12 protein-coding genes and 1 pseudogene are annotated in these 12,840 nt (G+C 34.3%); 12 read left to right on the top strand and 1 reads right to left on the bottom strand.

Annotated features, from left to right (window positions below; all coding sequences use genetic code 11):
• Nucleotides 1-27 precede the first annotated feature (27 nt).
• The 4 genes from truA (at nucleotide 28) to MN187_RS09405 (ending at nucleotide 3,968) form a co-directional block, all read left to right on the top strand.
• Nucleotides 28-792, top strand: coding sequence for a tRNA pseudouridine(38-40) synthase TruA (gene truA / locus MN187_RS09420; protein ID WP_117973922.1), 765 nt, complete (start codon nucleotides 28-30; stop codon nucleotides 790-792).
• Between the two features lie 128 nt (nucleotides 793-920).
• Nucleotides 921-1,364 carry a 50S ribosomal protein L13 gene (gene rplM / locus MN187_RS09415; protein ID WP_071457735.1) on the top strand — a complete coding sequence of 148 codons (444 nt, stop codon included), beginning with the start codon at nucleotides 921-923 and terminating at the stop codon, nucleotides 1,362-1,364.
• Nucleotides 1,365-1,377: 13 nt separating this feature from the next.
• Nucleotides 1,378-1,770 carry a 30S ribosomal protein S9 gene (rpsI, locus tag MN187_RS09410; RefSeq protein WP_071457734.1) on the top strand — a complete coding sequence of 131 codons (393 nt, stop codon included), beginning with the start codon at nucleotides 1,378-1,380 and terminating at the stop codon, nucleotides 1,768-1,770.
• Nucleotides 1,771-2,501: 731 nt separating this feature from the next.
• Nucleotides 2,502-3,968 carry a C69 family dipeptidase gene (locus tag MN187_RS09405; protein WP_242093928.1) on the top strand — a complete coding sequence of 489 codons (1,467 nt, stop codon included), beginning with the start codon at nucleotides 2,502-2,504 and terminating at the stop codon, nucleotides 3,966-3,968.
• Nucleotides 3,969-4,016: 48 nt separating this feature from the next.
• Here MN187_RS09405 and MN187_RS09400 read toward each other — a convergent pair.
• Nucleotides 4,017-4,292 (bottom strand): annotated as a pseudogene (locus MN187_RS09400) (5-methyltetrahydropteroyltriglutamate--homocysteine methyltransferase); the annotation flags it as partial.
• Between the two features lie 420 nt (nucleotides 4,293-4,712).
• Here MN187_RS09400 and MN187_RS09395 point away from each other — a divergent pair.
• From MN187_RS09395 to MN187_RS09360, 8 genes are read left to right on the top strand one after another with little or no spacing between them, the layout of a single operon-like run.
• Entirely contained in the window at nucleotides 4,713-5,861 is a 1,149-nt protein-coding gene (locus MN187_RS09395) for a WxLIP family cell surface protein (RefSeq protein ID WP_242093926.1), read from the top strand.
• 6 nt (nucleotides 5,862-5,867) lie between these two features.
• Nucleotides 5,868-8,795, top strand: coding sequence for a hypothetical protein (locus MN187_RS09390; protein WP_242093924.1), 2,928 nt, complete (start codon nucleotides 5,868-5,870; stop codon nucleotides 8,793-8,795).
• 26 nt (nucleotides 8,796-8,821) lie between these two features.
• The gene (locus MN187_RS09385) at nucleotides 8,822-9,208 is read left to right on the top strand and encodes a hypothetical protein (protein ID WP_242093922.1); all 387 of its coding nucleotides are present in this window, start codon (nucleotides 8,822-8,824) and stop codon (nucleotides 9,206-9,208) included.
• 1 nt (nucleotide 9,209) lies between these two features.
• The gene (locus MN187_RS09380) at nucleotides 9,210-9,950 is read left to right on the top strand and encodes a WxL domain-containing protein (protein WP_242093920.1); all 741 of its coding nucleotides are present in this window, start codon (nucleotides 9,210-9,212) and stop codon (nucleotides 9,948-9,950) included.
• 15 nt (nucleotides 9,951-9,965) lie between these two features.
• Nucleotides 9,966-10,760, top strand: coding sequence for a WxL domain-containing protein (locus MN187_RS09375; RefSeq protein ID WP_117973911.1), 795 nt, complete (start codon nucleotides 9,966-9,968; stop codon nucleotides 10,758-10,760).
• A 27-nt stretch (nucleotides 10,761-10,787) separates the two neighbouring features.
• Nucleotides 10,788-11,528, top strand: a complete 741-nt coding sequence (locus MN187_RS09370) for a WxL domain-containing protein (RefSeq protein ID WP_117973909.1) — start codon at nucleotides 10,788-10,790, stop codon at nucleotides 11,526-11,528.
• A gap of 26 nt (nucleotides 11,529-11,554) precedes the next feature.
• A complete protein-coding gene (locus tag MN187_RS09365) occupies nucleotides 11,555-12,193 on the top strand; it encodes a WxL domain-containing protein (protein ID WP_117973907.1) in 639 nt (212 codons plus the stop codon).
• 16 nt (nucleotides 12,194-12,209) lie between these two features.
• Nucleotides 12,210-12,839 carry a WxL domain-containing protein gene (locus MN187_RS09360; RefSeq protein WP_242093918.1) on the top strand — a complete coding sequence of 210 codons (630 nt, stop codon included), beginning with the start codon at nucleotides 12,210-12,212 and terminating at the stop codon, nucleotides 12,837-12,839.
• Nucleotide 12,840: the final 1 nt, after the last annotated feature.

Below are 12,840 nucleotides of genomic sequence, written 5' to 3'. Positions count from 1 at the left end.
TTGGAAAAAATAAAGGAGATAAAGTGAATGACAAGATATAAAGCCATTATTAGTTATGATGGAACAAACTATGCGGGATTTCAGATTCAACCTAATGCTGTGACCATCCAAGAGGTCATAGAAGCCACTCTAAAGCGATTAAACAGTGGAAAGCCTGTGACAATCCATCCGTCTGGTAGAACGGACTCAGGGGTTCATGCAGTCGGTCAGGTGATCCATTTTGATTTGCCACAAAAACGAGAGGTTGAAAAATTACGTTTTGCACTGGATACTCAAACACCAGAGGATATTAGTATTTTATCGATTGAAGAAGTGACAGAAGATTTTCATGCGAGATACTTGGCGACAGGTAAAGAATACCACTATCATGTTGATACAGGTAAATCTCCCAATCCATTTAAACGATTGTACGCAGCACACTATCGTTATGAGCTTGATTTAGAGTCTATGAGGCGTGCCGTACGTTTTATTGAAGGAGAACATGACTTTAGCGTGTTTTGCGCGACAGGAAGTTCTGTGGAAGATAAGACACGAACTGTTTACAGCGTGACAATAGAAGAAGTTGGCGAAGATGAATTATTATTTATTTTTAAGGGAAATGGATTTTTATATAAAATGGTGCGCATGCTTGTTGGGACGTTATTAAAAATAGGAAATGGACAACTGCCAGAAGACGCTATACAACGTGCCCTAGCGAACCAAGACAAGAAAATGACAGGACCAACTGCTCAACCAGAGGGGTTATTTTTAATGAAAGTCGATTATAACGGCGAGAAAAAGTGTCATAAATAATATGAATTTTGTTGACATATCAACAAAATAAGGATAATATGGTTAGTGGTATTGTTTGCCCCACGATGAGCCCCGGAAACTTATTGTGTTATGTCAAACAACAGAAGAAAATTGGAGGAAAAACACCCATGCGTACAACATATATGGCCAAAAATGGCGAAGTAGATCGTAAATGGTATGTAGTGGATGCAACAGATGTTCCTTTAGGACGTCTATCAACAGTTGTAGCATCTATCTTACGTGGAAAAAATAAACCAACATTCACACCACATGTGGATACTGGTGATTATGTAATTGTAATTAATGCTGATAAAGTAAAATTAACTGGTAAAAAAGCAACTGACAAAGTATATTACCGTCACAGCCAACATCCAGGTGGTTTGAAATCTATCACTGCTGGTGAACTACGTGATAAAAACTCTCGTCGTTTAGTTGAAAATTCTATCAAAGGTATGTTACCAAAGAATACTTTAGGACGTAAACAATGGTCTAAATTATTCGTTTATGGTGGAAGCGAACATCAACAACAAGCTCAAAAACCAGAAGTATTAGACATTACAAACCTAATTTAAGGAGGAAAATAGATTGGCTAAAGTACAATATATCGGCACAGGCCGTCGTAAAAAATCTGTTGCTCGCGTACGCTTAGTACCTGGAACAGGTAAAGTAGTTATGAACAACAAAGACATCGAAGAATATATTCCACATGCTGATTTACGTGAAGTAATTATGCAACCTCTTGTTTTAACTGAAACAAAAGGCGCATATGACGTTTTCGTAAACGTTAATGGTGGTGGATATGCAGGACAATCTGGCGCAACTCGTCATGGTATTGCTCGTGCATTATTACAAGTAGATCCTGACTTCCGTGGAGCTCTTAAACGTGAAGGATTATTAACACGTGACGCTCGTATGGTTGAACGTAAAAAACCAGGTCTTAAAAAAGCTCGTAAAGCATCTCAATTCTCAAAACGTTAATTCGTTTTTATACAGAATACCAAAGCACTCTCCGTTTTTGGAGGGTGTTTTTTTGTTGAACATGGTTTTGTTTGCTTTGAATAGTATAATACAAATTTATAGATTCAGACTAGCTTATTATCAATAAATGGAATCCATTTGGTGGTGGTAATGAGATTCAAGCATAATGGGATATATGCAAGATTAAAAAAAGTATCTGTCTATTTTCTATAGATTCCATTTGGTAAATTTGAAAAAGTTATTTTTAAATAAATTAGTTATTTTTACAGATGATTTTGAAAAGATTTTTTGTTTAGAACTTGTTAACGAGTTTAAAAAAGAAAAGAATGTAGCTAAGAAAATTTATCTTGGGTTTGATTAAGACAGTTAGCGTTCATCTGACTAGAGATGAATATATTATGATTATGAAGTGTTTTAGAATTAAAGTATGAATTTAGAAAATTTTTTTACTATTAATTTAATAATATAAATTATAAGTATAAACTTAATACTCAAAGGTAAATAGTCAAAAGACATCGTCATTTGAAACGATGTCTTTTTTACTATAAAATCCAATGCTTATAGTCATTATAAATGCGACTTTACCAGCGTTTATTCGGTAATTCTTTTTACTATTAAAAGAACATGAAATTTATAGTTAATATTGTGAAAGTATAATTAAACTCATCTTTATTTCGTTGTATACGCTTTCTTTAGGTGCTACTATGATGGCAACTGAGAGGAGAATGAAAATGATAAAAAAGGCAACAGGAGTTATAGGTTTTGTGGCACTAGCGTTAAGTATACCAACCTCTGTGCAAGCGTGTACAACGGTGTTAGTTGGTAAAGATGCATCAGTTGATGGCTCGACATTGATAGCAAGAAATGAAGACATGGGGACTGCTTGGGCTAAACATTTTTACGTTCGTCCTGAAAATTCAAATGAAAGAGAGTACGTTTCTAAAGGCAATGGCTTTAAAATGACATTACCTAAAGAGCAAATGAAGTACACAGCAACGCCGGAGTGGGATGACTCTGAAGGATTGTATGAGTCAGCAGGTATCAATAGTAAAAATATTACAATGAGTGCGACTGAATCAGCAACAACAAAAGAAAAAGTTTTAAAAATTGATCCTCATGTAAAAGACGGTATAGCGGAAGATTCTCTTGTGACTGTTGTATTACCTTATATAACATCGGCTAAGCATGGTGTTGAATACTTGGGGAATATTGTAAAAGAGAAAGGTTCTGCCGAGACAAATGGGATTATTTTTTCAGATAAAAACGATATTTGGTATATGGAATTATTGACTGGTCATGAGTGGGTGGCAGTACGTGTTCCAGATGATCAATATGCAGTGATAGCCAATACATTGTCCATTCAAAAAATTGATTGGGATGATAAAGATAATGTGATGTATTCAGAAGGGTTGAAAGACTTTATTAAAAAGAATAAACTAGCGGATAAAGTAGAAGATGTGTCGATTCGCGATGTGTTTGCAGACAAAGAGTCTGATGCTCAATACAATATTCCACGTACATTAATAGGACAGCAAATTTTAACGCCCTCTGAAGCAAAAAAATTAGATTTGAAAAATGATAGTTTTGATTTATTCAAAAAGCCAGATGACAAAGTTTCTGTGGCAAAAGTAGGATTTGTTTTAAGAAATCATTTTAATAATACTAAGAATGATACCTATACAGGAAGCAAACCAGAAGAGTTTCGACCAATCAACGTACCGAGAACAATGGAGTCGCATATCTTACAAGTTAGAAACGATGTGCCAGAGGAAATTAGCGGGATTCACTGGTTAGCAATGGGTGTGCCTGATACGAGTTCTTATGTACCGTTTTATTCAGGAATCACGCAAACACCTAAAGAATATCAAATGGGAACCGATAAGCCAGATGCAGAATCAGCTTACTGGAATTATCGTATGACGAATGTTTTGACAGTTCCTTATTATGCAGAATTTAAAAATGATCAAGTGTTACCTGTGAGAAAAGAAGTTAGAAACCATTTGACACAAGAGATGAAAAAGACAGATAAAGAAGCTGAAAAAATCATCAAAGAAAATCCTGAAAAGTTACCAGACTACTTAAACGAACAAACAAAAGGTTTTTCTGATTATACTCTAAATCGATACAAACAGTTAAACAAAGATTTAATCATTAAGAGTACTGAAAAAACAAAAGTAGAGCATAAGAAAGATTTATAAAAAATAACTCCATGAAACAGTAATTTAGGTTTCATGGAGTTTTTCTGATTAATTATACTGATTTACGTAGCTATCTGACCAAAAGTGTGTCGCGATTTTTTGTCCTTGGTCGATTTTTGCCCATTGTTGTGCTTGGGTTAATTCATTCCCACAATCACATGAAGCAAATTCACATTGATGAGAGAGTAATAATCTTTCTTTAGATAAAATTTGACTCGCTTTTTCGAGTAATTGATAGATTCTTGTTTCATCATCCCACTCTAAGAAGAAGCGATCATAATATTGTTCACCTAAGAATTTTTTCGCAATCGCTTGGTAACTACCACAATAAAATTAATCAAAGAAATAGTCTGTAAGAGTAAATTATTTATATTTATACAGAATACTTAATAAAAAATGGTTATTTAATTAAAATAGCTCAATAAAACAATGGGCGTTTTTTTAAATATGTTCTAGTTCAAAAATTAAACTTGTTAATTATTATATGTTATTTAGTATGCTTATTGTTACTTTTTTATTTTATATAGTATATTAATGGAAAATAAATGAAAATAGTGTAATATATATATATAAATAAGATATTTTTTTGAAAAATTATATATTAAATATTTTTTTTATACAGTTAAAACTATTTAAATATTTATTTATACAGAAATAGTTGTTTTTTTTGTTCTTTATTGTGGGGGGGTATTGTATAAAAAGATAGTTGAACTTTTATAAAAAAATAGGTGAAGGAGTAAAAAAATGGATTTAAAAAAATTGATAAAAAGAGTATGCCTATTGGTTGTATTGACTAGTCCAGTTATTTTTACAAAAGTTGCGCATGCTTCAAATGAAGATTTGACATATACCATATCTGTCAAACCGGTATCTAACCAAATAGATAAGCAAGCAACATATTATGATTTATTGGTTGAACCAAGTCAAAAAGAAACATTAACAGTGATTGTGAGCAACACTGGCAAAGAGGAAAAAACATTACGAGTGACGCCAACAAATGCTATTACTAATCAAAATGGTGTTATTGACTACTCTAGACAAGATAAAGATTACAAGTACGATTCTAATCTAAAAATACCTTTTACAAGTTTGGTTGAGAAGGAAAAGCAAGTAACCGTTCCGGCTGGTAAAAGCGAAGAGGTTAGGTTTGAGATGACGGTTCCTAAAGAGCCGTTCAAAGGAATGATTCTCGGTGGTTTTTTGGTAGATGTGGTTGAATCTGAACAAGGAACAGATAATTCCGCATCTGGAGGGGTAAAAATTGTTAATAAATTTCAACTGGTTAAAGCGGTTATGTTAAGAGAAAGTGAGGAAACGGTAAAACCTGAAGTGGTACTGAATGAGGTAAAACCTGATTTAGTGTCTTATCGTACAGCAGTTACAGCTAATTTACAGAATACGGAACCAACTATGTTTGGAGATATGACAGTAGAAGCCAAAGTGACTGAAAAAGGAAAACAAGAGGTTTTAAAAAGTGATACTAAAAAGGGGTTAGAGATGGCACCTAACTCTAATTTTGACTACCCTATTATGTGGAATAACGAGCGATTAAATCCAGGAAAATATACGTTATCTCTGTTAGCAACATCGGGTACTAAAAAATGGCAATTTACTAAAGATTTTACGATTACTAAGGATGAGAGTAACAAGTTAAACAAAGAGGCAGTAGAACTAGAAGAACCAGAAAAACCGTATTGGCTATATATTCTAATCATTGCCATATTTATCCTTTTATCTTTGATTTTATTAGTCTTAGTTTTACGACATAGAGCAAAATTAAAACAGCAACAAAACAAAGCGAAAAGAAGTTCTCATGCTACAAGTTATAAAACAAAAGGTGGTAATAGGGGAGGTGGTAAAAAAAGGAGTAGAAAATCTGATAGGAAGGAGTAGAAAAGATTGAAAAAAACATGGGTGATAGTATTTAGTCTCATTCTTTTTTGGAGTTTATCTTATCCAAGTTTTGTTGAAGCGGTAGGAGAGCCATACACAATTGATCAAGCCCCTTTAGATGTTCCGACGTTCGATGATTACACCGTAACAAAGGTTAGTTCATTATCTGAATTAAGTACAGCACTTAATAGTTCCACTTCTAAAGTAAGTATTGAACTTCAAAATGATATGACCATAACCAGTAGTATCATTGTTAAAGGCGATAAAGAATTAAACCTAAATGGTCATACATTAAGTGCAGGGACAAACGGTTATTTATTGATAGATGGAAATAGTACGACAAATCAGTTTAAATTATTTAATGGAAAAATCATCGGAGGACCTGTTACACAAAGTCCAGGAAGACCCACTACTCAGAATTCGGCCTTTTTAAATGTTTCTTATCAAAAAAATATAAATGTTGTATTTGAAGACATAGCGTATAAAAGTAATGATACTGGTGGTAACTTTTTTGTTGGATTGGCAACGAATGTGTTCTCTTTAGGTACAGTAACAGTGGAGACCTATGCACAAAATATACGTGCTGGAAATATGACATTCTTAGGCGACTTTACTGGGAAAGCTTTTGGTAATAATTATCCTGACGAATTTGGTCAAGGAACAGGTGGAGTTAACTTAACATTTGGTGGCCAGGGTTATTCATATATTAATAAAAATAATCAGGGACAAACATCAATGTCTCAATCAGTAGGGGATAGGAGAATATACATTGGTAAAAATAGTCATGTTGTCTTAAACAATACTAATAATGGTAATAACAATATAGGTTATTTAGCTTATGCTAATAATATTGGAAACTTTTCAATTATTAATATTGATGGAAGTTTAGAAGCAACATCAGTTGGAACGTCTTTAAGAACAACAGCAGCTCAGAATAACAATGGTACCTCATACAATAATCAAGCTGGTACGTTTAATGGTCAAGCGAATATATATGTCAATCAAGGAGCTACTTTTAAAGTAGCGTCGACAAGTGTAAGTGGAGTAAGAGGGGCATTATATACTTACAATACTAATTTATATGTTTATAAACCTGATGTGTTGGATATGCGCTACTTTGGTACAGGAAATTTTTTCTACGCTTATGCTACGTCACCACAATCTAATTTATTTTTATATGATCAAAGTATCGGTGTTTGGCTTAAAAATGATAAAGGGATCGGAAATCCTACAAGAATTTGGCAAAATGTTAATTGGATGAGTTTGCTTCATTTTACTATAAATAGTGCAAATAACGTTAGCTCGTCTGATCCGACATTAACACCTGACACATTTAAAATAAACGATTACAGTCGTATATCTAATAATGTCGAGCTTCCTATGTTAGTTTTGGATCCGACATTTATCAATGAATCTGATCAAGCCTTTTTAAATAATGGGGCTACTACCTTTAGCGGTACAACAGATTATTATTTACCAGGAAACGTGAAGTTAGATAAAGCAGCGTCAAATGCAACTGTAACAATGAAGTTAAATGGAAAGACTTATACGACACAAACAACAGACGATGGGACATGGCGCTTTACAGACTTGGATTTATCAACAGTTAAAGGTGGAACGATAGGTACCGTTGACTTAGTGGACACAGACAAACGACTAGCAACTCAAATCAAATTTACCGTAAAAGATACCATCCCACCAAAAGCTACACCTAAATTAATAAAAGCTGATTTAGGGAATACCACTAAATTAAATAATCCATTGGATGGTATTTCCACTTATAGCGACGAAACCACAACAAATGACAAGATGACAGTCGAATTTGTCAATAGCGATGCTGAACGAACTAAGATGGTCAATGAGTTAGGTGTTCATGATATTGGTATAAACGTTATTGATGAAGCGGGGAACAAAACACTCGTATCAACAAAAGTGATTGTACATCCAAAAGGCGAAAATATTACAGATGGTTATGTTTTCGGAAAAGACTACAATATCGATTATCTAACATGGGTAAACGCGTCAGACAGTCAGAAAAGAGAGTTCGTCTTATCCAAGGATTATGGAAATACAAAGGGATATGCTATATCGGGAAACAGCATTACAGATGTGTCGACTGATCCAAGTAACATGTTGATAACTATACCTAGTAACAACTGGGAGCCAAATAAAACGTATGATATTCCTGTAAAGGTTAACTCTTATACCAAAATAATAAAAGTTACCTTGGTGCCTAGTACTGTTAAGATGACTATTAAACAAGTATATAAGGGAACGGATACACCTATTTATAGTGATTTAGAAACTAAATCACTAGTAAAAAATGATGCTTATGAAGAAACCATTGGAGACAATATAGAAGAAGTTTTAAATAAGTTAATTTCTGATAAAAAAATAGTTTTAAATTATGAAGGGTATAATCCTGTAATTGTGTCAGATTACAAAATTTATCAACATGATAAAGAAGTGACTAAGTCAACCACTGTACCAAATGACGATTTTTCCATTATTTATGAATACGAAGGGCAATTAAAATTTAAAGATATTGCTGAGAAATTAGACTTTGGTTCGGTTACTATCTCTGCAGAAGACACTGAAACACCATTGAGTGATTCAAGTGATGAGTCTCTTTCTATTATAAATACCATTCAAGAGTCAACGTGGAAATTAAAAGCGTCGCTACCTTCAGGCATCACACAAGTCAATGGGAAAAAGTCTCCTTTTATAGGGAATGTTATCTATAAAGATATACTAGGAGATACCTTACGTATAGGGCAATCAGCGACTATTATTGAGACACAAAAAGATAATCAGTTATTTAGTCACATACAGTTAAAAAATAAAGACACGGGTATATTCTTAAAGCAAGAGGCTGGTAATTTAAAAGGTAGTTACTCAGGGGAACTTTTATGGACGTTGGAAGATTCACCTTAGCATAAATAAAAGAGAGGGATGTGAAAATGAAGAAATTACTTTTTCTATGTTCTTTAGCGATGATTTTTGTATTCGGTTATCAAGTCCAAGTGACAGCTGAGACAAAAGAGAGTACATCTGAAACAATTATTTCAGAATCTGATATTTCATCATCAAGCGCCAAGGTGAATTCTCATGCAACCATCAGTTTTTCTAGAAAAACTATAAAAGAAACGAATGGAAATAGTGATTCATCGTCAACTAATCAGGCGTCAAGTACCATTCCCAGTTCAGGTGCACGGCTTCCTTCTACTGGGGAAGCATTAGGTATAGGAGTATCGATGATAGGTTTTTTATTACTTTTTATTATTTTTAGAAAGGAAATCAAATCTATTTTTATTGATAAAAAATTTAGTCAAAAGGAGAAGATATAAAATGAAAAAAATGTTAGGAACATTACTAATTAGTTCAACTGTATTAGTCTCAGGGTTACAAACCTATGCAGTGACTGTCGAAGAAAATGGACAAATTAACTCGGAGGCAACTATTACGGTAAATCCTGGTGCTAAAGAGCCGACAAAACCAGAAAATCCTGATACCCCTTCTGGCGAGACTGGACAAAGTGGTCCTCTAAGTATCGATAATGTCATTGTTTTTAATTTTAAAGACATGAATTTAAGTGGACGAACACAAAAAATTTCGTTAAAAAATGATGGAGCAGAATCTATTGCTAAAAGAAACATTCAAGTAACCGATACACGAGGAACAGGTGCTGGTTGGAACTTACAAATAAAACAAAGTGAACTAACTGATTCAACGACGAATCCAGGAACAACGAATACGTTAAGAGGTGCTTATATCACATTAAATAATGGATCAGTTGTAGCAGGTAGTGACAACGCTGTGGCACAAGATGACGCTGGTATTACACCAACGTTAAATGAATACGCACCAAATGCTGAAAACAAAAATAGTTTTCAAAAAATTATAACGGCTGAAAAAGGTCAAGGTATGGGGACGTTTAAAGTTTTTTATAATAAAGACGCAACAGGTTTGGAGAAGGACGTAGCAGATGATATTCAATTAGTTGTTCCATCAGGTAATATGGTTGGAACGTATCAAGGAACGGTTACCTGGGCATTATCTGATAGCCCATCAGCAAGTCCAGTAAAATAAAAAAGGAGAATTCACATGAAAAAAAATATTTATTTATCTAGTTTGTTAGTTTTAGGAACTCTTTTTAGTGTTAGCCAATTAACTGTAGCTGAAGAAGCGCAAGGTCTTAATAAAACTGGTACAGCCAATGTTCAAATTACTGCAGGTTCTGACGTTATTACACCTCCAAGTACAGACCCATATCCATCTACTGGCCCAATGTTACCAGTAAAAGATTTGGGGATTACGAGTGCAACGGATCTGTATTTTGATGCTATATCATTAACATCAACGACTACAACCAGAGATGCGCTATATGTTAAATCTACCGGTACACCTATTACTAATATTGGTGTGGTGGACAATACAGATATATCAAAAGATGATACTGTCTATACACCAGGTTATAGTGTGACTGACCGTCGTGGGACAGGTGCTGGTTGGAATTTAACCTTAACATTGGGTGATTTTGTTGAACAAAATGTTGCATCAGATGATACTGAACATACGTTAAAAGGGGCACAATTATCTTTCCCAGAAATTACACCTAATACAACCAAAGATGCCTCTCATAGTGTAGCACCTACCAGTTTTGCTAAAACGTTTGATGCAGGTGGTACGGCAAAAGTGTTGATGTCTGCTGCTAAAGATCAAGGTATGGGATTATGGGAAGCACGTTATAATTCTAGAGCACTAGAATTATCAGATGGATCAACCACTGAAAAAAAACCGATTCAATTATCTGTTCCAGGAAATAATTATGCAGGTCAATATCAAGCAACACTTACATGGAACTTATCAGACTCACCAGCTGCACCAACTGCTGAATAAGAGAGAGTATAAAAAGGAGAGAGTATAATGAAAAAACAAGTCAAATTAATCAGTGTGATTTCTTTAAGTGCGATTTTTATGGCATCTTTTGGTACAACCATTATGGCAGCAGAAGGAGAAAATGCTGAATCAAACGCAACGATTAAAGCTATTGCAGGAGGAAATACTCCTGTGAAACCTGTTAACCCAACTGATCCCAAAGACCCTACTAAACCAGGTCCAACCGATCCAAATGATGGAAATACAACTGGACAAACTGGTGCTTTACAAATTAACTATTTATCTAACTTAGATTTTGGTAGTGATATTGAGATTACAAGTAAAACTGTGACAGCCAATGTTAAGAATGATACGCCTAGATTTTATCAAGTGAGTGATTTAAGAGGAACTGCAGCAGGTTGGAAATTAAATGTATCTCTAGGAGATTTTGTTCCAACTGATACTAAAAATACGAATAAGCCAATTACGGGTGCTACTATATCATTTAAAAATGGTGAAGCTGTTACAAGTAATGATACTGTAGATGGTAGTGATGTTGACCTTGCTAAGACACATGATATTAGTTTGTCTGCTGGTAATACAGGGGTACAAACCTTATTATCAGCTGATAAGGGAACAGGACGAGGAACATGGTTAGCAAGATATACAGCAGAAGCTGGTGCAACAGATAATGAACATATAGTTTTTAGTGCTCCAACTAATAGTATTACTGCAAATACTGGTTATAAAGCAACATTGACTTGGCAATTAGTTGATGGCGTAAAATAAACAGATTACAAGTTAGGAGAAGTACTATGAAAAAAATATTGTTTTGTTTTACCTTACTTTTATCTACTCTAATCATAGGAGAAACTGTATTAGCAGTAGATATGGATACTAAGACACAAAAAGCGACAGTTAACTTAATCCAAAATACCGATCCTTCTGTTTCATTGTTAGAGATTACTAAAGCATCTGATTTAAATTTTGGATCTAAGGCAATAGGTATTACAGATATGACATTAACAGAAGAACAATCACCTAATCTTGTCATAACTGACATTCGTGGAGATGCTCCGGGTTGGTCTCTTTCTGTATCTTTAGGCGAATTTAAAGATTCCTCCAATAGTCGAGTATTAAAAGGTGTTCAATTGTTTTATCCAGCCATTACATTGACGACAAATGCAACAGTTGATGTGGCTGAGCGTACACCTGAAACTCTCGCAACGGATGAAAGCTTTGAAGATTCTTTAGTCAAGGGTATAAGGATTAACTCTTCAAATACACCAAGTAATAAAGTATTAATAAAATCTGTATCTGGAAAAGGAAATGGTCAATGGACGGGAACGTATGATGCAACTCATAAATTAGAATTAAACATACCTGCAGGTAACCTTGCGGGAAACTATGAATCGTCATTGACTTATACCTTAACAGATGGACCAACAATATAATTTAGGAGGAGATAGAATGAAATCACATAATATAAAGAACATACTATTTGGGTTAAGCTTGTCCGCTATTGCTTTAATGACAAGTAGTGTGACGTTTGCTGAATCTGTTAATAAAGATGCGACTGCTACATTTAAATTGGTGGCTCCGACAGAGACATTAAAATTGACAGAGGCATCAGATATTACATTTAAAGATGCGACTATTTCAGCAGAAGATACCGTAACGACTAATTCAAATGATGTGAATATTTCTATTCAAGAACTAAGTGGTAATGCTCCTGGATGGCAATTGTCTACCAAATTGAGTCATTTTACAGGAAGTACTAAAGATAAGCAACTGACTGGTGCTCAATTGTTTTATCCTAGTGTGACACCAACAACCACAACAAATGGTGATACTAGCGCCATTTTACCTAATACATTGACAACAGATAATGCCTTTACTGGAGATGACAAAGGAAAGATTGTGTCTTCTGGTGAAGATGCTGTTAATATTGTGACAGCTGATGTCGGTAAAGGTTATGGTAGCTGGACTATACAGTATCCAACAGATAAAATTCAATTAAAAATCCCAGCTGGAAATTTACAAGATACTTATACAGCAACATTGACCTATACATTAACCGACTCACCAACGTCACATTAAA

The sequence above is a fragment of the Vagococcus sp. CY52-2 genome, assembly GCF_022655055.1.
In the GTDB taxonomy this organism is placed as follows: Bacteria; Bacillota; Bacilli; order Lactobacillales; family Vagococcaceae; genus Vagococcus.
This window is presented reverse-complemented; position numbering and strand designations above follow the sequence as displayed.